The sequence below is a fragment of the Methylovulum psychrotolerans genome, from assembly GCF_002209385.1.
In the GTDB taxonomy this organism is placed as follows: domain Bacteria; phylum Pseudomonadota; class Gammaproteobacteria; order Methylococcales; family Methylomonadaceae; genus Methylovulum; species Methylovulum psychrotolerans.
On the sequence record NZ_CP022129.1, the window covers coordinates 167,224 to 191,809 of the forward strand.

24 protein-coding genes are annotated in these 24,586 nt (G+C 51.9%); 4 read left to right on the plus strand and 20 right to left on the minus strand.

Translation table 11 applies throughout. The features are described from left to right. Positions 1-59 precede the first annotated feature (59 nt). From CEK71_RS00810 to fur, 17 genes are all read right to left on the minus strand, one after another. Positions 60-572 (minus strand): phosphatidylglycerophosphatase A family protein, encoded by a 513-nt coding sequence (locus CEK71_RS00810; protein ID WP_088617602.1) that lies wholly within the window; start codon positions 570-572, stop codon positions 60-62. Then, entirely contained in the window at positions 556-1,491 is a 936-nt protein-coding gene (thiL, locus tag CEK71_RS00815; RefSeq protein WP_088617603.1) for a thiamine-phosphate kinase, read from the minus strand. Before thiL ends, CEK71_RS00810 begins: the two co-directional genes overlap by 17 nt. A gap of 15 nt (positions 1,492-1,506) precedes the next feature. Beyond that, a complete protein-coding gene (gene nusB / locus CEK71_RS00820) occupies positions 1,507-1,947 on the minus strand; it encodes a transcription antitermination factor NusB (RefSeq protein ID WP_088617604.1) in 441 nt (146 codons plus the stop codon). Further along, positions 1,947-2,423, minus strand: a complete 477-nt coding sequence (ribH, locus tag CEK71_RS00825; protein ID WP_088617605.1) for a 6,7-dimethyl-8-ribityllumazine synthase — start codon at positions 2,421-2,423, stop codon at positions 1,947-1,949. The genes nusB and ribH overlap by 1 nt, the downstream gene beginning before the upstream one ends. 31 nt (positions 2,424-2,454) lie before the next feature. After that, entirely contained in the window at positions 2,455-3,555 is a 1,101-nt protein-coding gene (gene ribBA / locus CEK71_RS00830) for a bifunctional 3,4-dihydroxy-2-butanone-4-phosphate synthase/GTP cyclohydrolase II (protein WP_088617606.1), read from the minus strand. A gap of 94 nt (positions 3,556-3,649) precedes the next feature. Then, on the minus strand, positions 3,650-4,306 hold the full coding sequence (locus CEK71_RS00835) for a riboflavin synthase (RefSeq protein ID WP_088617607.1): 657 nt from the start codon (positions 4,304-4,306) through the stop codon (positions 3,650-3,652). Between the two features lie 102 nt (positions 4,307-4,408). Then, complete coding sequence (locus CEK71_RS00840) at positions 4,409-5,461, minus strand: DUF4062 domain-containing protein (protein ID WP_088617608.1); 1,053 nt, start codon at positions 5,459-5,461, stop codon at positions 4,409-4,411. 32 nt (positions 5,462-5,493) lie between these two features. Beyond that, positions 5,494-6,549, minus strand: coding sequence for a type II toxin-antitoxin system antitoxin DNA ADP-ribosyl glycohydrolase DarG (gene darG, locus CEK71_RS00845; protein WP_088617609.1), 1,056 nt, complete (start codon positions 6,547-6,549; stop codon positions 5,494-5,496). A 10-nt stretch (positions 6,550-6,559) separates the two neighbouring features. After that, positions 6,560-7,231, minus strand: a complete 672-nt coding sequence (darT, locus tag CEK71_RS00850; RefSeq protein ID WP_088617610.1) for a type II toxin-antitoxin system toxin DNA ADP-ribosyl transferase DarT — start codon at positions 7,229-7,231, stop codon at positions 6,560-6,562. Between the two features lie 8 nt (positions 7,232-7,239). Continuing rightward, entirely contained in the window at positions 7,240-8,361 is a 1,122-nt protein-coding gene (gene ribD / locus CEK71_RS00855; RefSeq protein WP_088617611.1) for a bifunctional diaminohydroxyphosphoribosylaminopyrimidine deaminase/5-amino-6-(5-phosphoribosylamino)uracil reductase RibD, read from the minus strand. Continuing rightward, positions 8,361-8,816 carry a transcriptional regulator NrdR gene (nrdR, locus tag CEK71_RS00860; RefSeq protein WP_088617612.1) on the minus strand — a complete coding sequence of 152 codons (456 nt, stop codon included), beginning with the start codon at positions 8,814-8,816 and terminating at the stop codon, positions 8,361-8,363. Before nrdR ends, ribD begins: the two co-directional genes overlap by 1 nt. A gap of 133 nt (positions 8,817-8,949) precedes the next feature. Further along, positions 8,950-11,214 (minus strand): DNA internalization-related competence protein ComEC/Rec2, encoded by a 2,265-nt coding sequence (locus CEK71_RS00865; RefSeq protein WP_088617613.1) that lies wholly within the window; start codon positions 11,212-11,214, stop codon positions 8,950-8,952. A 6-nt stretch (positions 11,215-11,220) separates the two neighbouring features. Beyond that, positions 11,221-11,733, minus strand: coding sequence for a hypothetical protein (locus CEK71_RS00870; RefSeq protein ID WP_088617614.1), 513 nt, complete (start codon positions 11,731-11,733; stop codon positions 11,221-11,223). Then, positions 11,730-12,998 carry an AAA family ATPase gene (locus CEK71_RS00875; RefSeq protein ID WP_088617615.1) on the minus strand — a complete coding sequence of 423 codons (1,269 nt, stop codon included), beginning with the start codon at positions 12,996-12,998 and terminating at the stop codon, positions 11,730-11,732. Before CEK71_RS00875 ends, CEK71_RS00870 begins: the two co-directional genes overlap by 4 nt. A 63-nt stretch (positions 12,999-13,061) precedes the next feature. Continuing rightward, positions 13,062-13,745: a lipoprotein-releasing ABC transporter ATP-binding protein LolD gene (lolD, locus tag CEK71_RS00880; protein WP_088617616.1), complete on the minus strand. Its 684-nt coding sequence runs from the start codon at positions 13,743-13,745 to the stop codon at positions 13,062-13,064. Further along, the gene (locus CEK71_RS00885) at positions 13,738-14,985 is read right to left on the minus strand and encodes a lipoprotein-releasing ABC transporter permease subunit (RefSeq protein WP_088617617.1); all 1,248 of its coding nucleotides are present in this window, start codon (positions 14,983-14,985) and stop codon (positions 13,738-13,740) included. The genes lolD and CEK71_RS00885 overlap by 8 nt, the downstream gene beginning before the upstream one ends. A gap of 24 nt (positions 14,986-15,009) precedes the next feature. Continuing rightward, a complete protein-coding gene (gene fur, locus CEK71_RS00890) occupies positions 15,010-15,426 on the minus strand; it encodes a ferric iron uptake transcriptional regulator (protein ID WP_088617618.1) in 417 nt (138 codons plus the stop codon). A 149-nt stretch (positions 15,427-15,575) separates the two neighbouring features. On the opposite strand from fur, the gene CEK71_RS00895 reads away from it, so the two are divergent. Continuing rightward, positions 15,576-16,082, plus strand: coding sequence for an outer membrane protein assembly factor BamE (locus tag CEK71_RS00895; RefSeq protein ID WP_088617619.1), 507 nt, complete (start codon positions 15,576-15,578; stop codon positions 16,080-16,082). Positions 16,083-16,151: 69 nt separating this feature from the next. Here the strand turns inward: CEK71_RS00895 and CEK71_RS00900 are convergent, their stop codons facing one another. Next, entirely contained in the window at positions 16,152-17,126 is a 975-nt protein-coding gene (locus CEK71_RS00900; protein WP_088617620.1) for an Rpn family recombination-promoting nuclease/putative transposase, read from the minus strand. 69 nt (positions 17,127-17,195) lie between these two features. Continuing rightward, positions 17,196-17,960 carry an inositol monophosphatase family protein gene (locus CEK71_RS00905; RefSeq protein WP_088617621.1) on the minus strand — a complete coding sequence of 255 codons (765 nt, stop codon included), beginning with the start codon at positions 17,958-17,960 and terminating at the stop codon, positions 17,196-17,198. A gap of 513 nt (positions 17,961-18,473) precedes the next feature. Here CEK71_RS00905 and CEK71_RS22360 point away from each other — a divergent pair. The 3 genes from CEK71_RS22360 to CEK71_RS00930 all read left to right on the plus strand — a co-directional run bounded on the left by CEK71_RS22360 (position 18,474) and on the right by CEK71_RS00930 (position 24,070). Continuing rightward, complete coding sequence (locus CEK71_RS22360) at positions 18,474-19,811, plus strand: calcium-binding protein (protein WP_157678901.1); 1,338 nt, start codon at positions 18,474-18,476, stop codon at positions 19,809-19,811. Between the two features lie 79 nt (positions 19,812-19,890). Then, on the plus strand, positions 19,891-21,222 hold the full coding sequence (locus CEK71_RS22365) for a calcium-binding protein (protein WP_157678903.1): 1,332 nt from the start codon (positions 19,891-19,893) through the stop codon (positions 21,220-21,222). A gap of 154 nt (positions 21,223-21,376) precedes the next feature. Beyond that, positions 21,377-24,070 (plus strand): tetratricopeptide repeat-containing sulfotransferase family protein, encoded by a 2,694-nt coding sequence (locus CEK71_RS00930; protein WP_088617625.1) that lies wholly within the window; start codon positions 21,377-21,379, stop codon positions 24,068-24,070. A gap of 45 nt (positions 24,071-24,115) precedes the next feature. On the opposite strand, the gene dtd is transcribed toward CEK71_RS00930, so the two are convergent. Further along, the gene (dtd, locus tag CEK71_RS00935; RefSeq protein WP_088617626.1) at positions 24,116-24,553 is read right to left on the minus strand and encodes a D-aminoacyl-tRNA deacylase; all 438 of its coding nucleotides are present in this window, start codon (positions 24,551-24,553) and stop codon (positions 24,116-24,118) included. Positions 24,554-24,586 lie beyond the last annotated feature (33 nt).

Sequence of the window (24,586 nt, forward strand, 5' to 3'; positions counted from 1 at the left end):
CGATTCCTACAAAAAAAACCAGGCGAACTATGAGCTGTTGGGGGCATCCCCCAACAGCCTTAACTTAACCAGCCCTGCCCCGCCATCAGCCATAATAAGACACCCGCAAATACCCCGGCCAACACATCGTCGAGCATAATACCCAAACCGCCGTGGACATGGCGGTCTATCCAACGGATAGGCCAGGGTTTAGCAATATCAAAAATACGGAACAGCACAAAGCCCCAAAACACCGCCGCCCAACTGAATGGCACCAACCATAAGGTGATCAGGTATCCGGCAATCTCGTCCCAGACAATACCGCCAAAATCATGCTCTCCCAGCTTGTCGGCAGCTACCCCACACAACCAGACCCCTACCCCCGTCACCAGCAGAGTCAAAATACTGTACAACAGCAATTCTGTTTGTGCAAACATACAATACAAGGGAATGGCGGCAACAGTACCAAAGGTGCCGGGGGCTTTTCTGGCCAGCCCTGAACCGAAACCAAATGCCAAAAATAGCACGGGGTCGGTTAATATCTGCTTGGGAGTGAGTTTATTGGTGCCGACCGTCTCAAGAAAAATGCTCATAACCTTTGGTGTCTATAGAATGGAGAAGCCCGTCTTTACGCAAGCGCAAACCTGCGCCCGCGTCGATCACACCAATCTTCCGGCATTCGGCGGGTACTTGTGCCGCCAACTGCGGCGGTACGGTAAAACATAACTCATAATCATCGCCTGCAACCAAAGGCATCCGCCAATCGCCCGTAGCCTGACAATACCCCTGCACCGCCGCCGATAAAGGCAAGGCCGCCCAATCCACACACGCCCCGACCCGGCTCAGCCTGAGAATATGCCCTAAATCTCCCGCCAGACCGTCAGAAAGGTCGATACAAGCCGTCGCAATAGGCCGGATAGCCAAACCGGTGGCGACCCTAGGCACAGGGCAGTGAAAGCGATTTAAAGCCGCTTGCGGTTCAGAACACGCATGGCCTTGGAGGATTTTTAGGCCGAGCCCGGCATCGCCTAACGCCCCGCTCAAATAAATATCATCGCCGACTTGAGCGCCAGAGCGCAACAACGCCTGTCCGCGCGGCACTAAGCCCATAGCTTGCACCGTTAAGGTCAGCGGCCCTGACGTGGTGTCGCCGCCGATCAAATCTACCCCAAACTGCCCCGCCAAAGCCAAAAAACCTTGGGCGAACGCCGCCAGCCAAGCCTCGTCAACACGCGGCAAGGTTAACGCCAAAGTCACCGACAAGGGCTGTGCGCCCATACTGGCAAGGTCACTCAGATTCACCGCCAATAGCTTATGGCCTAAGCGATAAGGGTCTGTCCCAGCAAAAAAATGCACGTTTTCGACCATGGTATCGGCAGTGACCGCCAATTGGTAGCCGTCGGGTATGTCCAACAACGCGCAGTCATCACCTATACCCAAGGCCGTAGAACGGTGGGTAACCGTCTGACGGGTAAAAAACTGCTGGATCAAACCAAATTCGGATAAGGCCATGAACCGGTTAACGCGTTATTGCGCGGCTTGTTGCTGGGCTTGCATTTCGACCACCCGCTTTTGCCGGGCAATCTTATCCAAAATGCCATTCACATACTTATGGCTGCCGTCCGCGCCGAAACATTTTGCCAAATTGATGCTTTCGTTCAGCACCACCTTATAGGGCATATTCAGACGGAACAGCAATTCATAAGTGCCGATGCGCAAAATCGCCCGCTCCACCGGATCAATCAAATCCACTTCACGGTCGACAAATTCCGCCAAAGCCTGGTCTATGGTGTCAAGATGTTCGGGCACACCGTGGAACAGTTCCTTAAAATAACTTTTCTGCACATCTTTCAGCCAATCTTCTTCGCCAAACTGCCGCTCGATCAAGCTCAGATTTTGTCCGGTCATTTGCCATTGGTACAAGGCTTGTACCGCTGCCTTACGCGCGTTGGTGCGGGCCTGACTCATTAAAGTTCCATATTTTTAAACAAACTGACCATCTCGATAGCAGACAACGCCGCTTCCGCACCTTTATTGCCCGCTTTGGTTCCGGCACGTTCTATCGCTTGCTCAATGGTATCAACCGTTAACACACCAAAACTGACTGGGATATTATATTGCAAAGACACCTGCGCCAAACCCTTCACACACTCGCCCGCCACATACTCAAAATGCGGAGTGCCGCCGCGTATCACCGCGCCCACGGCAATAATCGCATCGTATTTTTTGCTGGCGGCAACACGCTGCACTACCATCGGCAATTCAAACGCCCCAGGGGCTTTGACTAAATGGATATCGTCTTTATCCGCACCATGACGCACCAACGCGTCAACCGCCCCCGCTTCGAGTTGCTCAACAATAAAGCTGTTAAAGCGTGAAGCGACAATACAAAATTTTCCGCCTTGTGCGGAAAAAATCCCTTCATAGGTTTTTATTTTTGACATGATATTCTCTACTGACCTTACTTAATAAACTTCAACCGACATGCTCGGCGACTTCCAAATCAAACCCCGATAGGGCGATATATTTTTTCTGGGTTCCCAGCACCTTCAACTTATGCACCCCCAAATCCGCCAAAATCCGCGCCCCTGTGCCTGTGGTGCGCCAATCGGGATCAACGGCCTGCCCGGCATGGGCAATGCCATTATCTTCTAATTGGTAACTGTGGATCAGCTCCGCTAAGGCCTTATTATTTTCGCTTTGGCGGATAATCACCAACACGCCACGGCCTTCTTCGGCAATCTTTTGCATAGCCAAACGGACAGGCATATTACAGTCGCTACGTTTGGACGAAAACACGTCATCCAACAGATTCCGGGCATGAACCCGCACCAGCACCGGCTCGTCACCCGACACCTGCCCCATCACCAAAGCCAAATGCACATTATCGTCATTACAGTCTTGATAGGCATACAGACGGAACTCGCCAAACTCAGTAGGATAAGCGCATTCGCTAATCCGCTCCAACGTGTTTTCATGTTGGATACGGTAATGGATCAAATCGGCGATAGTGCCGATTTTCAGCCCATGCTGCTGGGCGAACGCCTGCAAATCCGGCAATCGCGCCATAGAACCGTCTTCATTCAAAATCTCGACAATCACCGCCGCCGCTTCCACCCCCGCCAACCGCGCCAGATCACAACCCGCCTCGGTATGTCCGGCACGGTTGAGCACACCGCCGGATTTCGCCATCAGCGGAAAAATATGCCCCGGCTGCACCAAATCATCCGGTTTGGCACTATGGGCGACCGCACACTGGATAGTCCGCGCCCGGTCGGCGGCGGAAATACCCGTCGTCACCCCCGTGGCCGCTTCTATCGACACGGTGAAATTAGTCGAATGCGGGGTTTTATTTTCATTGACCATCAACGGCAAGCGCAATTGCTGGCAACGCTCAGGCGTTAAGGTCAGGCAAATCAGCCCACGCCCATAACGGGCCATAAAATTGACATCTTCCGGGCGGGTAAAGGCAGCCGCCATCACCAAATCGCCTTCATTCTCGCGGTCTTCATCATCCATGATAATGACCATTTTACCCTGCCGTAAATCGGCGATAATTTCTTCGATAGTGTTCATTGTTGCCTAATTGAGAGTGAGACCTGCTAGGTCTAAGAGCGGAACCTCCGCTACCGTGCCATAAAGCCCCGACGGCAAACCGTACCCGCCAAGGTCAACCGAAAAAGCCGCTTTTTTTCAATAAATCTTCGGTAACGCCGCCGTACGGCTGCGCCGCCGCCTCGCCACGCATCAGCCGCTCCATATACCGCGCCAGAATATCCACTTCCAGATTCACTGCCGTCCCCACCACCGCGGTCTCCAGCGTGGTTTCCTGCAAGGTATGCGGGACGATATTAACCCCAAACAACGCACCGTTGACTTCGTTGACCGTCAAACTGATGCCGTTGATGCAAATGGAACCTTTTTCGGCGATATACTTCGCCAAGCCATCAGGCACTTGCACGGTAAAACGCTGCGAACGCCCATCCTGCCGCCTGCCAACCACCTTGCCGATGCCGTCCACATGGCCGCTGACAATATGCCCGCCCATGCGCGTGGATGGTGTTAACGCCAATTCCAAATTAACCGCCGTACCTACCGCCGCTTGGCTCAGCGTCGTCCGCTCCCAAGTTTCGTTAGAAACATCGGCACAAAAATGCCGCGCCCCCAACTCCACCGCCGTCAGGCACACGCCGTTAACGGCAATACTATCACCCAACTGCACGTCTTGAAGCGGCAGCTTACCCGTATCGATTTGCAAACGGAAATCGCCCGCCTTACGTTGGATAGCGGAAATTTTGCCTATGGCTAGAATGATGCCTGTGAACATTGTTTGTTTTAGAAAAGTAGATTATACGGGAATAACCGTTAATAGAATTATAAGCTATCGTTAATATATTAATTTATAAAACACCTTTTAACGACCCATGAACTATGAATCATTGCTTATAATATCAATATGTTTTGATATATTGCCATTTACTACTAACCAATATCTATAACGTTCAAACTTTTCGGAAAAAATCAAATGGTAATTATCTCCGCGTACCATATTCGTAGAGGCCATAGTAGTGACATAAGGAGGACTATAACTTTTTATAAGCAAACCATACATTAGTAACTCATTTTCTAGCGTATCAAGCTTTTCTACTGAATATATTTTATCTTTGGATTTATCAAATGGAATATTACCTAAAATAATTGCAGAAAGCCTATACCAATCATATTTCTCTGATGTAGAAACAAACGAGATCAATGATGCCAGGTTAATAGAATATTTTTTAGTTTCTTCATGTGCATTATTTCGCACACTTATATCTATACTTATATTTTCAAAGCGATTAAGCTGGCTATAAATATACGAGAAATCTTTTTCTTCACTGCTCGTAAAAATGCTTGGCTCGATTTCCGATAAAGCTTTGCTCATTTCCTGATTCTGTTTGCGCAGCTCATTAATCTCAGTCAACAACTCTTCACTGGATACTTTATTAGCCCTAACCCAACCCACTGCCGGAAACATTTTTATCGTTTTTGGCAAGCTTAACGCCACAATCCCAGGTAACTCCTCTTCATTCTGCCAGAATTCGACCAATCTTCCTTTAGAAACTTTTTTTCGAAAAGCATTTAATTGAGCGCGAAGCTTTGGCTTTTGCTCAGATTTAGCAAGTGGTAATTGATCTGGATTTTTGTGTAACAGGGCAATAACCTTTAACTGACGCTCCAGCGCATATTCATATTCTTGTTCGGTATAACTAATCCCTTTGGCAGTTAAAGTACCGTACCTACCACCGATAATTAATAGATAATAATCGCAATCATCGATAATACGTTTAATAAACTCAAATTGGTCTTCATCGGCAGCGGGAAACAGCTCCATACCCGCCGGAATACAATCCAATTGCAATAAAGTTTGGATGACTTTTTTGCGTTCATCCTGCAAATCCGCATAAGTGGAACTGACAAAAATTTGGTATCTTTTTTCCAATGATTACCCCTATCGCTTGAGTTACGGCTTGCCTAATAGTGAGCCTGTAACGGCTCAACCCATCCCAAATCCACCAAATGCCGCCAAGCGACCTCAATATGCGCAGGTTGCAACAAACGGCGTTTACGGTCATTCCACCCTTGCACCGCTGCGGTTACTTTCGGCAAATCATCGGCCTGTTCGCGGGTCGCCACCCAATGCACCGTCGCCAATAACTCCATACCAAAAGGCGACTGAAAGCCCTCAATCAACTCAGTAACCTTGGCGATATGTAAAGACAACGCCTGATTTTGCGATTGCCCGATAAATAACGCCGCCTCGTCAAGAGCTGCCTCGTCGGGGGCGATTTCCGCCGCCACCCTACCATCCCCTAAGCCTCGGATAAAATGCCCATCCATTCTATCCAAAGCGTGACGTAGCGCGTCTGCATACGGACCATACTGATGTTTAACAAATTGTAACCGTAAATCCTCACCAGATTCTTGCAAAAAATAAGCAAGTTTCTGCACTTCAATTTTCGACAAGCCGTAGTTCGGCTCACGATAAATATCCAAAACCTTCAGGATGGCTGCCCTGCCAGCGGTCATTTTGGGGCGCGGACTATTAACAGTCAAATCACTTGCTTTCAGTGTGTCGGTCGGCGTAAATAACAACACCCGCACAGAACTATCGGCAAACGCTTGCTCAATCAACGGCTTTACCTGTCGCCACTCTAAACCACCATTGCCACTCCCCAAAGGCGGAATAGCAATAGAGCGAATTCCTAACTCTGTTACCTGCCGAACCAAATCAAGCAATCCTGCTTGAATAAATTCGATGCGCGATGGCGACCGCCAATGTTCCTTAGTCGGAAAATTAATAATATAGTGCGGTGTCGCTAAGGCTCCCGTCTGATAAACCAACATTTGGCCTATCTTAACTTGCCCTGTTTTACAGGCAGTGGCATAGACCCGAAAATTGGCCGGCCATTTTTTCTTAAATTGCAAAGCAATGCCTTTGCCCATCACGCCTACACAATTCACCGTGTTAACGATAGCGTCAACATCAGTTCGAGCCAACAAATCGCCTTGCGTGAGAATAATCGCCATATTTTTGCCTCTAAAAATACCAATCGGTTTTGACTTCTACCGATAAAGCAACACCTGTCTCCGCCAATATGTTGCGTACAACATCGGCCTTGACCTTATTAGCCACGCCGATACGGGTCATAACAGACAAATGGACACGATGTTTTAACAAAAACTCGGCCTGTCTGCGCTCCATACGTCCTAGATATTTTTCCGCCGTAGGATTATCAAAGAAATATTTACAAAAACCATCTAAGCGGGGTGCTTCAGTAAGCAAATCCCAAGCAACTTGTGTCGCCAATTCCGCTAAATCCGTAAAAGCAAGACTATAGGGTTTGGTGGCGTTGCGGTCATAAAACACAAAGGCCGAATTACTCGCCGTAGCCCGCTCTACCGTCGTTTCAAAATGTAAAATGTCATCTTGTTTATACAAACACCCTGCCACATTGCCGTTGTGTAGAGCCGACAGCATGGGCGAACGCGGCGCAAAATAAAATGGCACATAATCATGGACAGAACCACCCGGTGGATTAGGCACAGGCTTTACTGACCGGGTTGTTTGCGCACCCAGATGGGCAATATTTTGATAAGCCAGCCTCTTGGCACACAGCGCATTCTTGCTAACTAAAGCCCCTTGCCGACAAATAGCCGCCAAATTATCAATAGCCGTAATATGAAATAGCCTGACTGGTGTAGGCATCATGACCGTTTTTAACTCTTAGCCTGATATTCCATAACCGCTTCTTGTGGCCGCAACGTCAAGCGCAAATCCCCGCCCACCTGCCGCACATCCAGCAACTGCAATTCGCGCTTATCCGCCATTGTCAGCACCTTAGGCAAATGGAACAAGCCACGGCCTTGATCGCCTAAGATCGCAGGCGCCATATAGACCACGATTTCATCCAATAAATTTTCCGCCAGCAACGCGCCGTTTAATACCGCCCCCGCTTCGACCAAAACCTCGTTAACCTGCTGTTCGGATAAAAATGCCATAACGGCAGGCAACGCCAACCGCCCGTTTTGCTCAGGCAAACGGTACACCTCAAACCCCGCCGCTTGTAAGCGTTGTTGCTTAACCGCATCATCCGAGCAAGTCAAGATTAACGAGCGGCCCGGTAGAGCCGCCATCCGCGCCGTCGGCGGCGTTTGCAAATGCGTGTCCAGCACAACCCTAAGCGGTTGCAGTACCGGAAAATCGACCCGCGCATTCAAGCTGGGATCATCCGCCAGCACCGTATTAACGCCCGTCAAAATCGCCGAGCTTTCGGCGCGGAGGCGGTGGACATCAGCCCGCGCTGGTGCGGCGGTAATCCATTGGCTTTCTCCAGATGCGCAAGCGGTGCGCCCATCCAAGCTCATCGCCAATTTACTGCGCACCCACGAGCCTTGCCCGGTCATCCGTTTGATAAAACCCCGATTTAACGCTTCGGCATCGGCGGCCAAAACACCGACCTGCACCTCACAGCCAGCCGCCTTAAGCCGCGCCAAGCCCTGCCCTGCAACCAATGGATTCGGGTCTGCCATAGCGGCGACAACACGGCGGATACCCGCCTTAATCAGCGCGTCGCAACACGGCGGAGTCCGGCCAAAATGGCTGCACGGCTCCAGCGTCACATAGGCGGTCGCGCCTTGAGCATCGGCAACACTGTTGAGCGCCGCCACTTCAGCATGGGCACAACCTGCCTGTTGATGCCAGCCTTCGCCAATAATGACACCGTCCCTGACCAGCACACAGCCGACCCGTGGATTAGGGTCTGTGGTATAGCGGCCATTCGCCGCCAACTGGACGGCACGCGCCATATAAAACGCATCATCGCGGGCAGATTGGGACATTAACTGGTCTTCTGTAAATCGGCGATCATTTGGGTAAACTCGCTGACATCCTGAAAGCTACGGTACACCGAGGCAAAGCGCACGAAAGCGACATGATCCAGACCGCTCAATTCTTTCATCACTTTTTCGCCCAGTTCCTGCGCCGAAATTTCCCGTTCACCCAACACCATCAAGTCTTTTTTGATACGGTTGACGGCAGCTTCTATGGCATCGCCTTCGACTGGACGCTTTTCCAAAGCCTTCAACATCCCCGAACGCAATTTCTTTTCATCAAACGGCTCCCGCACACCACCGCGTTTAATCACGCGCGGCATGGTCAGCTCCGCCACTTCAAACGTGGTAAAGCGCTCTTTACAGACATTACATTCACGACGACGGCGCACCTGATCGCCTTCATTCGCTAATCTGGAATCCAGTACGCGGGTATCGTGTGCTCCACAAAACGGACATCGCATAATTCTTAAGCCACTGTTTTATTATGGGCCGGTGAATCCCGGCAGTAATTTTCAAAACCGTTTATTCTATAACATTCTTGCCCGGATAAGGTTTTTTTCTTCGCCGTCACCCAGACGCTAAGGCCGTTCATGCTCAGCGATAATGCCAATACCGCGCCTCGCTGTGCCGGAACCACGCCAAGGCCTTAATGCCATTCGCATAGTGGACAGTCACCGCACCGCTGTCGGCGGTATTCAACACTTGCGCCCCTAACGCTTGATAACGTTGCAGGATTTTCGCGTGGGGATGGCCAAACGGATTTTGGAAACCCGCCGGGATAATAACGGTTTCCGCTTGCACGGTTTGCAAAAATGAAGCCGTTGACGAGGTCTTACTGCCATGATGGGGCGCGACCAACACATCGGCGTGTAACTGGTCGCCATAGGTCCTCAACAAACCGAGTTCCGCCCCCCGCTCTATATCCCCCGTCAACAGCGCCGAACCATAAGCCGAGGTGATTTTGACGACACAAGAATTGTCATTCTCCGAGACAAACAGCCCGGACGGCGGCGATAAGACCGTAAAGCTAACCCCATCCCACTGCCACGCTTGCCCCGCCACACATTGTTGCGGCGCGTAGGCCTGCAAAAGTTGCGGCACACTGGTCAACACCTCAGCCGCCGGGATTTCATGCAACAGCGATTCCGCACCGCCGATATGGTCATTATCGCCATGACTGATCATCAGCTTATCCAACCGCGCCACCCCTTGCAAACGCAGAAACGGCAAGATGACTTGCAACCCGCTGTCGCTTTGCGCGGAAAACTTCGCGCCCGTGTCGTAGACCAGCCAATGGTTAGCCGTCTGCACCGCCACCGCCAAACCTTGCCCGACATCCAACACGGTCACATTCAACTCGCCGGGGCGCAATTTCTGGCTATCCGGGAACAGCAGCGGTAACAGCATCACCGCCCCTAAAAACCGCGACGGCAACCCACGCGGGGCGAACAGCAACAATAAGCCCAACACCGCCATAGCCAAGGCCCAGCCGGAAGGTTGCGGATGGTTAAGGCTAGCCCAAGGCCATTGCGCCATACCAGATAATAGCCACATCAAACCCTGCAATAACTTATCCGCCGCCCCCAGTAACATATTCGCCAAAGGCGCGTAAACAAACAGTAACAGCGTAGCAAGTAAGGCCAGCGGCACTAACAAAAAACTGATCACCGGCACGGCCACCATATTGGCTAACGGTGCGCACAAAGACACTTGCTGAAAAAAGAACAGCAACAGCGGCGATAACCCCACCGAGGTAAGCCAATTGATACGGATAGCTTCGCTCAGATAATGCGGCTTGCCCAAACGCCCCATAATCGCGTAGAAAATCACCGCAACGGCAAAATAAGACAACCAAAATCCCGGTGACAACACCGCCAACGGGTCATAAACCAACACCACAAACGACGCTAAGGCCAAGGTATAAAAAGGCCGCACCGGACGCTGCCAAACAATCGCCAACATCATCACCGCCAACATGACTACGGCGCGTTGCGCGGGTACGGAAAACCCCGCCAACCCGGCATAGACAGTCCCCGCCACTAATGCCGCCAGCGCCGCCACCCGTGGCGGCGACCATGCCAGATAGCCCGTCCGCGCCCACAACCGCGCCACTAACCAATACACGCCGCCCGCAATCAGGCCGATATGGGAGCCGGAAATGACCACCAAATGGGTGGTGCCGGTTTGCCGGAACACCGTCCAAGCCGCTGGGCTAATGTCATTGCCGAAACCGATGGTTAAGGCTTTCAGCAACGCGATGGACTCAGCAGGTATCGGTGCCGCCGACAAACGGTCACTGACCGCTTGCCGCCATAAAGCCAGCGGTGTCCGCCACGAGGCTTCCACTACCCGCACCGCCTTAGGAAAGGGGCGGACACTGCCCGTCGCCCCCATACCTTCGGTGAACAGCCAGCGTTCGTAATCAAAGCCGCCCGGATTGAGCGTCCCATGCGGGGGTTTAAGCTTAACGGTAAACGTCCATAACTGCCCCGCCTTTAGAGCCTGCTCAGGCGCATACCAACTCAGGCGTATTTTCGATGGGATCTGCGGCGGCGCGTCCGTAACTTGCAAATCAAAACGCACCAGATGCTCGGCCTGCTCCGGCAAATCGGCAACCCGCCCGGTAACGACCGTATCAACCCCCGACAACGCCACGGGCAAGCGGTCGGCGAGGCGGTGCTGGGCAAACAGTGCCGCCCAGAGCACACCCAAGAAGAAAAACACCCCGAAGAGCCACCGCCAATACGCCATCAGCCCCGCCGCCCCAGCACACAACACCAGCCAATACCACGACGGCAACTGCGCCAATTGTTGCACCAACACAATCCCTGCTAAAAAAGCCGGGGCGATGACCATCATGGGCGGTCAACGCCGCTGCCTACGTCTAGGCACATCCGGCGGCACACTGGGCTGATAGGCTTTTAAGCCTTGGTCGCCTGTAAGAATTTCCACCACATAATTCATTTGGGCATAATAGTCGGCGACATCTTTGATGGTCGCATCGCCTAATGATAGCTTTTGCGCCGCCAATTTAGGCCAAGTGTCAGCGAGATATTTAAGCTTTTCCGGCGACCATAAGCTAGATTGTTCAGAAAACGCCGCCCACGGGGTTTCACTATCCGCCGTCTTGCGCAACAAATCCGCCAAGGCTTGCCCACGCTCAAACCGATAAGCAGGAGCTTGGGCGATATGGTTGCCCGTTTCAATAAGGGCGGCTAAGGGCAGGACAAACGTCGTTTGGGCTTGTAGCTCGTCTTGAATTGTTTGATCGACCCGCTGCTTATCCCAGCGGTTATCATCTGAGCCACAAGTGTCTTTACCCGGCACAGCCAACCAAACACATAAAATGCTGGTGTCGATAATCAGCACTTTTCTCACTGCGCATCCTCACGCTTCAAAGCGGCCTCAATCCGCCCTTCCGTGCTAAGCTTGCCTAAACTGCCCGAAGCCATCAGCTTGGGCAATTGGTTAACGTCCTCAAGCTGGATTAATTGGCTTACACCCGTTTTGCCGTCACGGTGCGCCACGGTAATGAACGGCAACATTTTGCCGCCTGCCGCATCCAGTAATGCAGGGTTATGGGTGGTGACAATCACATCCACCCCACGTTCTTTGCCTAATGTCCTCAGCATTTCTAACAGCAAATGCGCCCGCGAAGGGTGCAAACCGTTATCAACCTCTTCAATCACCAACAAACTGCCTTTTTCGCGTGTCAATAGCGCAGTGACTATCGCCAGATAGCGTAAGCTACCATCAGACATGCCGCGTGCGTCTATCTCATGGCTGGCCGCCTCGCCCCAGCCTTCCTCACAGTAGAGCATGGCATCAGAGTTAAATCTACCGATGGTTTCTGCCCAGACCCGTTTAATATCCGATTCCGGTAAGGACTTAAAGTAGTTTGTTAGCGTTGCTTCAACTTCTTCTTTGCGCGAGGGTTCAAGTGCCGCTAAAACGCCTGCGATATTGGAACCATCGGTATTGAGTTTTTTTGATAGAGGGGAGTCGTCGCGTATATGGCTAGGGATGGGGTCAAATATGAAAATTTGTTTAAGTTGTGCGAGAACATAATTGATATTAACGAGGGCATCTTTTTCAAAAAATGTTTTAGTTTGGTTTAAGCTAAGGGCTGAGCCAAGGTTTAATGTTAGAATTCCATCTAGGCTTGGAATAGAAGCAAAACTGCTCAGCAAACACAAATTATTCCCGCCACCACCATCTTTACTGTTATACCTGAAAATATCTTTTTCTTTGGGAAGAAGCCCTCCTACCGATTCATACGTCAACAGCGTTAAGCTCTCTGCAATCAACTCTACGTTAAGCTGATTGACCTGAACCGTCAGCACATAACGGCAATCTTGGTTTGCCTCCACACCATCCGCCAAAACTTCAAGCGTAAATTGTCTATGCGGCTTAAGGCAAACCCACTCAATCCCACCCCGCAAAGCCTGAAGCTTGGTATCGCCATTACCATTAATCGCATCAAAAATATAACCCCCAGAAGCCAATCGATGCAAAAACAACAAAGCATCCAAAGCATTCGACTTACCACTGGCATTAGTGCCTATCAACAACGTCAACGGGTCAATATACAACGTGGCATCGGCAAAGCTTTTCCAGTTTTTTAGCCTTAATTCTTTAATCATAATGGTTGCTTATGCTTATCTGTTGTATCGGACAATACGGCTTGGCTACGCGAGAACAGCTACCTATCCTCCCACAATCACCCCATCTTCCATGTGCAACACCTTACCCATCTTCGCCGCCAACTCATGGTCATGCGTCACCACCAAAAAACTCACCTGCAATTCTTGGTTCAGCTCCAACATTAATTGATAAACCTGTTCGGCGGTTTTGCTGTCCAAATTTCCGGTCGGCTCATCCGCTAAAATCACCGCCGGTTTGTTGATTAACGCCCGCGCCACGGCGGCGCGTTGGCGTTCGCCGCCGGACAACTCCCCCGGCTTATGGGCAATACGATGCCCCAAACCGACCCGTTGCAATAAGGTCGTAGCGCGGACTTTCGCCTCGGCGACCGACAGCCCGGCAATCAACAACGGCATGGCGACGTTTTCCAAGACGGTAAACTCGCCCAGCAAATGGTGCGATTGGTAGATAAAGCCCAGCGACTTGTTGCGCAGTTTCGCCTGCTGGCTACTGCTGACCTTGTTCAAGTTCACCCCGTCCAACACCACCTCGCCGCCCGTGGGCTTATCCAAACCGCCCAGTAAATGCAGCAACGTGCTTTTGCCGGAACCGGACGCGCCCATAATGGCAATTTGTTCACCGATGCCTATCTGCAAGTTAACGCCTTTTAAGACCTCGACATCCAACTCACCTTGGCTATAGCGTTTGGTCAGATTCTGGCAAGTTAAAATAGCTGGCTTATTCATAACGCAACACCTCCGCCGGATTGACTTTCGACGCTTGCCAAGCGGGATAAATGGTGGCTAATAAGGACAGCAAAAACGCCATGCCCGCGATGCCATAAACATCCGTCCACAGCAATTTTGACGGCAAATCGCTGATGTAATAGATTTCCGCCGATAAAAATTTAAACCCGGTCGCCTCTTCAATGGCATGGATCAAATCGGCGATATTCAGCGACAGCAACACCCCGCCGACCACACCCAAAGCCGTCCCCGCCAAACCGATCACCGTGCCCAGTACCATAAAAATGCCCATCACCGAACCCGAAGTCAGGCCTTGGGTCTTCAAAATGGCAATATCGCCGCGCTTATCCGTCACCACCATAATCAGCGTCGAGACAATATTAAACGCCGCCACGGCAACCATCAGCAGCAAAATGATCGACATCACCCGCTTTTCCATTTTAATGGCCTGGAAAAAATTATCGTGCGCCTTTGTCCAATCGCTGACCGCATACTCACCGGCAAATTGGTTGGCCAACGCCAAGGTAATGCGCGGGGCATCCAACAAATTATCCAGCCGGATGCGCACCGCCGACACCGCCCCCTCCATGCGGAACAGCTTCGCGGCATCGTCCAAATGGATAAAAGCCATATTGCGGTCATATTCAAACATGCCCACCTTAAAAATGCCGACCACGGTAAAGCGGCGCATCCGAGGCACCACCCCCGCTGGCGTAGAATTGACCTGCGGGCTGATGACGGTGATTTTATCGCCCATCATCACCCCCAAATAATTAGCCAACTCCGCCCCCAAAACAATACCGTATTGCCCAGCCACCAAATCGCCCAGTTTGCCGTCAACCATTTTCTGCGCGACTTCCGAGACATTAGCTTCCTTATCCGGCAACACCCCGGTCAGCACCGTACCGCTAACCCGCCTATCGGCGTTAATCATCACCTGCCCGTTAATAAACGGCGCTGCACCTTGGACATGCTGGATACCCGCCAGTTTTTGGTCTAGGGCTTGCCAATCGTCTAATTGCCCGTATTTTCCGGTCATCGTCGCATGGGCGGTCATGCTGAGCATACGCGCACTGATCTGCTCGACAAAACCGTTCATCACCGACAGCACCGTGATTAAAGCGACCACACTTAAGGCAATACCCAGCACCGATGCCAAGGTGACAAAGGAGATAAACTGTGTGCGCCGCTCTGCCCGCGTATAACGCAGGCCGATATAAAATATTAAGGGTTTAAACATGAATAGTATCGGTAGGAGGAAAAATCAGGATTTTCTGCAATGAGGGCAAAAACCGTATAAATACAGGCCGTGGTCAGTCAGTTCATAACCGAGCCGGTCGGCAATTTCTTTCTGGCGGGTTTCAATCACATGATCGGTAAATTCATCGACCTTGCCGCATTTCATGCACATAATATGGTCATGATGGTCGGCGGTCGCCAATTCAAACACCGAATTGCCGCCTTCAAAATGGTGGCGGGTCACCAGGCCTGCCGCCTCAAACTGGGTCAGTACCCGGTAAACGGTCGCCAAACCAATTTCCTCATTTTCGCTGAGGAGAATTTTATAGACCTTTTCCGCCGTCAAATGCCGCTCGTTAAGCTGTTTTTCTAAAATTTGCAGGATCTTAACGCGCGGCAGCGTCACTTTTAAGCCCGCATTTCTTAAATCATGGGATTCCATTGGTAAACTCCGGTTCGCCGCAATGGCGGCAGTGGGTGAAAATTCTGTCCATTGTAGCCTTTTTCAAGCCATCAAGGCATGACAGTTTTATAGGATAATCGTTTAACATCCTGTATGATTTTACGTTTTTAACCGAACTTGCCGGCCCCATGAGTAAACCGCTTTTTTCCGTCTGTCTGCTATCACTAACCCTAGCCTCCTGCTCGATGGTCTTAAACCACCTGCCCGGCGTATATACGTTGGAAATCCAGCAAGGCAATATTGTCGAACAGGACATGATAGACCAGCTCAAACCGCACATGAGCAAACGCCAAGTGCTGTATATCATGGGTTCGCCGATGTTGAAAAACGTCTTCCACCAATCCCGTTGGGATTATATCTATGCCGATAAAGTCAGCGGCCAAGACGAAGTGAAAAAACGCGTCACCTTAGTGTTTAACGGCGACGAACTGGCCGGAATGCAAGGCGACCTGAAACCGGGCGGCGGCGTACCCACTATCAAAGCCCCTAAGGAGCAGACCGTCAACGTGCCCAAACGCGACTTGGACAAAACCTTATGGGAAAAAATCACCAGCCTGTTTGGCTTTATGCGCAGCGGCGGCACTGACAAAGACCCCGAAAACTTAAAGCCCAAGCCTAGCGAAGCGCCTTACTAATCCCTTTGAAGTGCGGGCAGCCTGCCCGCCTTTGCGGCAAGCCCCTCCCACAAGTAGCTGATGAAAAAGCTACTTGCGCGTGCCGTTTAAAGCCGCAATTTGTTCGGCGGACAATTGCGTGTAACGGATAATTTTTTCCAAGGGTTCGCCGTCCGCCAACATCGTCTTGGCGACAGCATACTTGCTTGCCATTAGCCCCTCTTCCTTACCTTTCGTCACCCCTTCCAGCAAACCTTCCTCTTTGCCTTTCGCAATCCCTTCCGCCAAGCCTTCCTCTTTACCTTTCGCAATCCCTTCCGCCAAGCCTTCCTCTTTACCTTTCACAACCCCTTCCTCAAACGAGGTGTCCATTACATTTTTCACCTCCCAATAGTCCAGCAAGCTTTTTTGGTAATCGTCAAACTGCTTAGGCCGCAAGTGCGCCAATTCGGCAATCTCAAAACCTTTTTGGAAAATCGGCTCATTAAGTATCGCGGGGATATGGTCGAAGTTCTCCAGATTTTTAAGAAAATACAGCCACTTGTCAAAGTGCGTTGCCAATTCATCCGCCTGTTTGTTAAACAACGGCATTTGCAGAAACTTAAAATGCAGCTTATCGTAGAAAATATCGCCGTCCTGGTCTTTCAGACAAACATCGCGGCGGAATTTCGCCGCCTCTTCCTGTTCGTCATAGACAAAATCCAAAATGGCGATCATGTATACGGGCAGTAGCTTGAACGACCAGCCGCCTTTTTGGGCTTGGTTCTTAATCGGAAAAGTCGAATAAAACAGCGAGCGGTCTTTAAAAAATTTCACCTTGGCCTTCTGCATCTCGACGATAAACTGCTCGCCATTGACGTTCTTACAGTAAATGTCAAAAATCGCCTTGCGCTCTTTCGCCGTGCCGGGCATTTTTTCCGGGTTCTTAAAACTCAGCTCCGCCACTTGATGCTGGGGCGGCAACAGTTGGTTTAAAAAATCCACCAACAGGTCTTTACTGGCTTCTTCGCCGAACAACTTTTTAAAGCCGAAATCGGTGTAAGGATTGAGATATTTAGTCGCCATTATTAAGCCATCATTATCAAAAAATGCCCGGTAAGCTGTACCCTAGGGTACAGCCCCTTCAATCGGCGTTCACATCAACGCCAAAATATCCGCTAAAACCTTGCCATTGGTCGCCAAAATCTGCTTAGGGAACACCCCAGCATTACCCTGAAAATCCGTGACCGTACCGCCCGCTTCCAAAACGATCAACGCGCCAGCGGCGACATCGTACAAATTCAGTTCCTGCTCCCAAAACGCATCGACCTGACCGTCGGCGACCAAGCATAAATCCATCGCCGCCGACCCGAACCGCCGCTGCCCGGTAGTTTGCTGGGCGATACGCCCGAACCGCGCCAAATTATTATCGGTCAGATACGCGCGTAAACAGGCAAACCCCGTCGCCACCATTGCATCCGCCAAACTGGCCTCAGCAGAAACCGTAATCGCCTGACCGTTTTTAAACGCACCCTGACCTTTTGCCGCCGTGTAATAGTCATCCAAAGCCGGCGCATACACGGCCCCCGCCATCAGCTCACCGTCAATTTCCAACGCGACACTGATCGACCAAAAATACTGCCCCCTAGCAAACGAATGCGTACCGTCAATCGGGTCAACAATCCAGCGCGAAGCTTGATTTGCCGACTGCCCGCTCTCTTCGCCCCAAAACCCATACTGAGGATATTTTTCCGTCAACACCGCCTGCAAATACGCCTCCACCGCCAAATCGGCGGCAGTCACAAAATCACGCGGATTTTTTTTGTGGATAGCGGTATTTTTTAAATCTCTAAAATGCGCCAAGGCAATTTGCCCCGCTTCGCGCACCACGGTTTCAAGTTCAACAAGGGAAAGGCTCATAGCTTAAACAATCTCAAATTAAAAACCGCATTATACAAGGATGCCCGCGTAGCGCGTGTGACATTGCGCCGCCACCCAAAGAAAATCCGGCACACCTTGCCAGTGCATATACCGGATGCGTAGCCACCCCATCACCTTGTTGTGACAAATTTACCTAGCCTTGGGTAATACTTAATAGTTATTCCCGCATTTATTTGCTACCGTAACGCCAGCCAAACCAAAGGCGTTATATTCTGTTTGGCGAAATCCAGAAGAAGTACGCGCAACAATAGGCAACACTCAAATAGATCCTGTCAGACATACCCAAGTCAAGCCAAAATGGGCTTAACAGCCCATAACGCCTGCATCTTGGCTTACTTAAGACATATTTTTGACGGATTCTATCCGGTAGCCTGCAAAAAACTAATAGATTATCTAGTTAATAATGCAGTCATTTTAACCAGATAAGCTGTGAGCGGTGGCAAAACCGCAGCATGGCGTTAAGCACATAAACTTTTATTAAGCGGTGGATATATGGCAATTTTAAAAGGTAATGACCAAAACAACTCCCTAATCGGCGGCCTGTCCGACGACAAACTGTTCGGCTACGGCGGCAACGACAACCTGATCGGCGACGCGGGCAATGACATCTTAAAAGGCGGCGATGGGGACGACATCCTCATCGGCGGCAACGGCAACGACAGCCTGAATGGCGGCAGCGGTGCCGATATTTTAATTGGTGGCAGCGGAGACGACGTTTACTTCGTCGATAATGCCGCCGATACCCTGATCGAAGCGGCCAATGGCGGCACCGATAAAATCAAGTCCTCCATCAGTTGGACATTGGGCGCAAACTTTGAAAAGCTACTATTGACAGGCACAGATGCCAGCAACGGCACCGGCAACGACCTCAACAACACCCTGAAAGGCAATGATGCAGACAATATCCTAGATGGCGGGGCGGGCAATGATATTTTGAGCGGCGGCTTGGGCATGGATACCCTGCTCGGCGGGGCGGGCAACGACACCCTACAAATCAGCGATTTTAACGGCGATATGATAGACGGCGGCACAGGCATGGACAGCCTGCAAATTATGACGGATAACCAAACGTTGGATTTGCGTACCGCCACGACGCTAAAAAGTATCGAAACCATCCGCTTGGCGGACAGCCACGACACTTTAATCGTCGATGCCCAAAGCATCCTCAACCTCGGCAACACCAACAATACCCTAAAAGTCGATGCCAGCGACAACAGCAACACCCTAAAAATAGACGGCGGTTGGACAGACAACGGCATCATCAACGGCTACCACACCCTGACTAAAGACGGCGCAACCTTGCAGATCAATACCGCCATCACCGATATTGTCGCCCCCGCCCAATACACCATTTCCGACCCGACCAGCGCCGCCAATATCGGCAGTGTGTTCGACAGCTCAGAACAAGACATCACCATTGACTTTGGCGGCAAGCCTTATGACGCTTGGGGAGTCTCCAGTATCGACCTCAGCGGTTTTGGTCTGGAAGACAAATTGCTCATTTCCTTAGGGGATGGCGGCATACAAGGATGGCCCGTTTTCACCATTAATCACGTCAGCCGCAGCCGCTACATCTCACAAAGCTACGGTTTTACCAACCACTGGGGCCATGACTTAGTGTCTTGGCAAGCCGGGGCGACCAAGGCTCTGCTGATTTCTAGCCAGCTAACCCGCATCAGCACCTTTGTCCAACATGTCTATCCCGGCAGTTCCAGCGGCTATTACTACACAACCACTACGCTTAGCGTCAAAACGGTAGGGCATAATGGCTCGGTTGAATTAACCGGACTCCCCGCCGGTCTGCCCGACAGCCAATTTGTTTTTGTCTAAATAACCTCATTCGGCCTGACAAGCTGCGGAACAAAAATCGCAACCAACTCATAATCAATTTCTTGTAAACGGTGGATATATGGCGACTTTAAAAGGTAATGACCAAAACAACTCCCTAATCGGCGGCCTGTCAGACGACAAACTGTTCGGCTACGGCGGCAATGACAACCTGATCGGCGACGCGGGCAATGACATATTAAAAGGCGGCGACGGCGACGACATCCTCATCGGCGGCGACGGCAACGACAGCTTGGACGGCGGTAGCGATGCCGATATTTTAATTGGCGGCAGCGGAGACGACGTTTACGTCGTCGACAGCACCGCCGACACCTTGGTCGAAACGGCCAATGGCGGCACCGATAAAATCAAATCCTCCATCAGTTGGACATTAGCCGCAAACTTTGAAAAGCTCATGTTGACAGGCACAGATGCCATCAACGGCACCGGCAACGACCTCAACAACACCCTGAAAGGCAACGATGCCAATAATGTCCTGGACGGCGGGGCAGGCAATGACATTTTGAGCGGCGGCTTGGGCGTGGACACCCTGCTCGGCGGGGCGGGCAACGACACCCTGCAAATCAGCGATTTTAACGGTGACACCATCGACGGCGGCACAGGCAGCAACAACCTGCAAATCATGGCGACCAACCAAACCATCGACTTACGCACCGCCACGACACTAAAAAACATCGAAACCATCCGCCTAGCGGACAGCCACGACACCTTAATCGTCGATACCCAAAGCATCCACAACATCAGCGGCAACAACACCCTAAAAGTCGATGCCAGCGATGGCAGCAACACCATAAAAATGGATAGCGGCTGGACGGATAAAGGTATCAGCAACGGCTACCACACTTTCACCAAAAACGGCGAGACCCTACTGCTCAACACCGCCATCACCGATATTGAAGCCCCTACCGCCTACACCATTTCCGACCCGACCAGCGCCGCTAACGTCGGCAGCGTGTTCGACAGCTCCGTACAAGAAATCACCCTGCTGACCAGCCCCTACTGGACAACACCCAGCATTGACTTAAGCGGTTTTGGCTTAGAAGACAAATTATTGTTCGCTAATATAAGCGGCGCGTCTTTTGTCGGTACCGACCACGTCAACAGAAGCCACTATATTTCGCAAGCCGATACCTTTGGAATCGGGACGAATGGCATTATCACTGCCTATGCATTCCATGATCGGGTCTCTTGGCAAGCCGGGGCGACCAAAGCCTTGCTAATTTCCAGCCAATACACGCGCAGGACCGGTTATGTTCAAGAATGGCACACCACCTCTCGTGGCGGTTATAATTCAAGCTTCGTCTTTATCTCTAGCACGGCACAACATACCGCGACCATTGAATTGACCGGACTCCCGGCAGGCCTGCCCGATAGCCAATTTGTCTTTGTCTGACACCCCGCCCAACCACGGCTTAGGCCTTTCAGGTTGAAAACACCTGAAAGGCCACCAGCAAAATATCGGGCGGAATGCAAAGGCCTTTAGCCTTTGCGCGATACTAAACCCAGAATACCAACGTTCAGCCCCGCCTACCAGATTCTCGCCGCTTATGACCCAAGCCATCAACCCGCCCCAACTTACCGCCGCCAGAACCTTACAACAACAAGGCGCGTTAGCCGAAGCGGCGGCGCTGTGCCAACAAGCCTTGGCAGAACACCCCCAGCAGCCAGCCTTATTGGCTTTACTGGGCGTATTGTTTTGCCAACAGCAACAGTTTGACCAAGGCCGCGAATGCTTACAGGCCTTGCCGCCGGAAGCTACCCTAGCCACCGATGCCGACACCTTAACCGACATCGCCGCCATCCATTTCCTGTTAAAAGACCCCTTACCCGCCTTAGCTGCTTTAGACCAAGTCCTAAGCCAACAGCCGAACGCCTATCTGGCACAGGCGCGGCGCGGTTTAGTGCGGATGCAATTAGGCCATTTTGCCGACGCGCTGGCCGATTTCCAACGCGCGGTACCATACAGCCCGGCAACGCAACAAGCCGCCTTGCACATCAATATCGCCCGTTGCGCTTTATATCTGGAAGACTTTGAACTCGCCCTGCAAGCCGTGGCACACGCACAGGCGGCGGGCGGTGGGCATTTACAGCAATGGTTACTGGTCGCGGTGGACACCTACGTCGCCCTACGGTACTGGGAAGCCGCCGAAACCGCCATCCAACACGCCTTAGACGCAGGTTTGGATGAACTCAAATGCGTCAAACTCTTAGCATTGGTCTTAGCCGGACAAGACAAACACGCACAAGCCGCCGAATCGTTACGCAACGCCTTAAGCAAGCACCCAGAAGATGTCGAATTGCTGATGCAGCTAGCCACCCTGGCGCGGGTGCAAGGCCATTATGGCAAAGCCGTACGCTATATGCAGACCGCCATCCAACACGCACCGGATAACGCGTCATTATGGGCGCAACTGGCGCAACTGGGGGCAAAGTATTTTGACGAACAGGGCGCACGGTTAGCCGCCGAACAAGCCCTAACGCTGACCGCCAACGATTCGGGCTTAAGCCGCGCCGAAGCCCTAGTGGCAATCGCCAGCGTCACAGGCGAAGAAAGTCTGGCGGAAGACTACTATCGGCAAGCATTAGCGCAAGTGCCGGACTATACCCCCGCCTGCTTAGGCCTAGGGCAATTATTATTGCAATGGGGGCGGGTAGACGAAGCCCTCACCCATTTTGAAGCGGCAACCGCCCGGCATCCGGTCGCTGCCTTAGGCGCGTTGATTAACGCCCGGCGCTTCCCCGAAGACCCCGAACGCTTGGCGCACATAGAACGGGTCGCCTACCTGCCCAGCTTACAAGGCGCGGTGTCCGGCTGTTTGCTGTTTGATTTGGCGGCGGTTTGGGAACACCTAAAAGACTACCCCAAAGCCTTCCAGTTTGTTAACCAAGCCAACGCCGCCAACCGTAAATTACTCAGCTACAATGCCGAGCAACATAGCCAACAGTGCCGGGCGATACGCCAAACCTTCACGGCGGATTTTTTCGCCCAAACCCAAGCTTACGGCAACCCGTCCGCCCAGCCCACCTTTGTCTTAGGGATGCCCCGCTCCGGCACCACCTTAGTCGAACAAATCTTAGGCGGCCATAAAGACATTTTTGTCGCGGGCGAAATCGGCCTCCTGTCAGGCATTATCCAAAAACTCAACGCCTGGGAACGCCATCTAGGCTCAGGGCAACACTACCCCGCCTGTGTCCGCGACTTAACCGCAGACCAAGCCCGCCACTATGCCGACGAAATCCTCGCGGAGTTGCGCCACTACGCCCCCGATGCCCGCTATATCGTCGATAAATTGCCGCATAATTTTGAAAACATCGGCCTAATCCGCCTGCTTTTCCCCAACGCCCCCATTATCCATGTTCTGCGCGAACCGCGTGATGTCGCCGTCTCCAACTACTTCACCGATTACCAAGCCAAATTTGGCGGCATGGGCTTCGCCTACGACCTAGAAGACATCGGCAAACAACTGCGCGACCATCAAGCCTTAATGCGCCATTGGGATGCGGTACTGGTAAAACCGATTTTGACCATCCGCTACGAGGATGTCGTCGCCGACACCGAAGCCGCCGCCCGGCAAATCCTCACCTACCTGCAACTGGACTGGACAGACACCGTATTGAATTACCAAAACTTAGAACGCGCCGTAAAAACCGCCAGCGTCTGGCAAGTGCGGCAACCCATCTACAACACCTCAACCGAAAAATGGCGGCGCTACGCCGATTTCTTGCAGCCCTTGGAAGACATCCTCAACGCCCCGCCAAGCGAGGCGCAAACCGACCCGGAGCCGCCCGCCGCCTTACCCGCAGGCTATTTCTTTCAAGGCATGACGCGCTTACAAGCAGGCGAACAGGAAGCCGCCGCCACGATTTTTAGCACCATCCTGCAACACCAGCCCCAGCACGCCGCCGCCCTACACATGCTGGGCATTGTCCGCTTCCAACAAGGCCAAGCCGAAACCGCTCTCAAGCTCTTACAACAGGCCATCGCCAAACAGCCGCACCATGCCAGTTGGCACCAAAACCTCAGCGTCATCTACAACACCTTAGGGCTAAGCGAACAAGCCCGCCGGGCACAGGCAACAAGCCAACAACTACACGCAAAGCAAGCCGCGCAAAAACTGCAAGCCGAAAACCCCTTAGGCTTTTCGCTGGCTATGCCGTGCGGGAACGACGGGGAAGACATTGGCTCCCTCCCCTGCAAAGGGCCCTTCGGCTTCGCTCAGGAACCGAGGGGTGGGGTTTAACACACTGAGGCGTAAATGAACGCCTACTTAATTTTATGCACGCTCCTAAGTCCTCAACGTAAACGTCACCGGCCCGTTATTGACCAACGCCACCTGCATATCCGCACCAAACTGCCCGAACGCCACCTGCGGATAAGTCGCTTGCGCCAATTCCTGCAAATAGCCAAACAACTCACGCCCCTGCTCAGGCGGGGCGGCACTGGCAAAACTGGGACGGTTGCCTTTTTGGGTATCCGCCACCAAGGTAAACTGCGGCACCAACAACAAGCCGCCGTTAATATCCCGCAGGCTTAAATTCATCCGGTCATTGGCATCGGCAAAAATCCGATAATTTAGGATACGCTCTAACAAACGTTGTGCAGCTTGGCGGGTATCCGGCTTTTCCACCCCCACCAACGCCATAATCCCCGTACCGATCACGCCAATATCCACCGCATCAACCGTCACCTTCGCGCTAGTCACGCGCTGTATTACACTAATCATCGTTTATCCGCTGTCAAAAAACCCCTACCCTCT

Bases quoted from the DNA above. Each gene is read 5' to 3' on its own strand.
- nrdR (WP_088617612.1), bottom strand. From the start codon at position 8,816: ATGCGATGTCCGTTTTGTGGAGCACACGATACCCGCGTACTGGATTCC.
- CEK71_RS00865 (WP_088617613.1), bottom strand. From the start codon at position 11,214: ATGATGGTCATCGCCCCGGCTTTTTTAGCAGGGATTGTGTTGGTGCAA.
- darT (WP_088617610.1), bottom strand. From the start codon at position 7,231: ATGATGCCTACACCAGTCAGGCTATTTCATATTACGGCTATTGATAAT.
- ribBA (WP_088617606.1), bottom strand. From the start codon at position 3,555: ATGAACACTATCGAAGAAATTATCGCCGATTTACGGCAGGGTAAAATG.
- CEK71_RS00905 (WP_088617621.1), bottom strand. From the start codon at position 17,960: ATGAGCCTTTCCCTTGTTGAACTTGAAACCGTGGTGCGCGAAGCGGGG.
- CEK71_RS22360 (WP_157678901.1), top strand. From the start codon at position 18,474: ATGGCAATTTTAAAAGGTAATGACCAAAACAACTCCCTAATCGGCGGC.
- thiL (WP_088617603.1), bottom strand. From the start codon at position 1,491: ATGGCCTTATCCGAATTTGGTTTGATCCAGCAGTTTTTTACCCGTCAG.
- nusB (WP_088617604.1), bottom strand. From the start codon at position 1,947: ATGAGTCAGGCCCGCACCAACGCGCGTAAGGCAGCGGTACAAGCCTTG.
- CEK71_RS00930 (WP_088617625.1), top strand. From the start codon at position 21,377: ATGACCCAAGCCATCAACCCGCCCCAACTTACCGCCGCCAGAACCTTA.
- CEK71_RS00835 (WP_088617607.1), bottom strand. From the start codon at position 4,306: ATGTTCACAGGCATCATTCTAGCCATAGGCAAAATTTCCGCTATCCAA.
- ribD (WP_088617611.1), bottom strand. From the start codon at position 8,361: ATGTCCCAATCTGCCCGCGATGATGCGTTTTATATGGCGCGTGCCGTC.
- ribH (WP_088617605.1), bottom strand. From the start codon at position 2,423: ATGTCAAAAATAAAAACCTATGAAGGGATTTTTTCCGCACAAGGCGGA.
- dtd (WP_088617626.1), bottom strand. From the start codon at position 24,553: ATGATTAGTGTAATACAGCGCGTGACTAGCGCGAAGGTGACGGTTGAT.
- CEK71_RS00895 (WP_088617619.1), top strand. From the start codon at position 15,576: ATGAGTAAACCGCTTTTTTCCGTCTGTCTGCTATCACTAACCCTAGCC.
- fur (WP_088617618.1), bottom strand. From the start codon at position 15,426: ATGGAATCCCATGATTTAAGAAATGCGGGCTTAAAAGTGACGCTGCCG.
- lolD (WP_088617616.1), bottom strand. From the start codon at position 13,745: ATGAATAAGCCAGCTATTTTAACTTGCCAGAATCTGACCAAACGCTAT.
- CEK71_RS22365 (WP_157678903.1), top strand. From the start codon at position 19,891: ATGGCGACTTTAAAAGGTAATGACCAAAACAACTCCCTAATCGGCGGC.
- CEK71_RS00885 (WP_088617617.1), bottom strand. From the start codon at position 14,985: ATGTTTAAACCCTTAATATTTTATATCGGCCTGCGTTATACGCGGGCA.
- CEK71_RS00900 (WP_088617620.1), bottom strand. From the start codon at position 17,126: ATGGCGACTAAATATCTCAATCCTTACACCGATTTCGGCTTTAAAAAG.
- CEK71_RS00875 (WP_088617615.1), bottom strand. From the start codon at position 12,998: ATGATTAAAGAATTAAGGCTAAAAAACTGGAAAAGCTTTGCCGATGCC.
- darG (WP_088617609.1), bottom strand. From the start codon at position 6,549: ATGGCGATTATTCTCACGCAAGGCGATTTGTTGGCTCGAACTGATGTT.
- CEK71_RS00810 (WP_088617602.1), bottom strand. From the start codon at position 572: ATGAGCATTTTTCTTGAGACGGTCGGCACCAATAAACTCACTCCCAAG.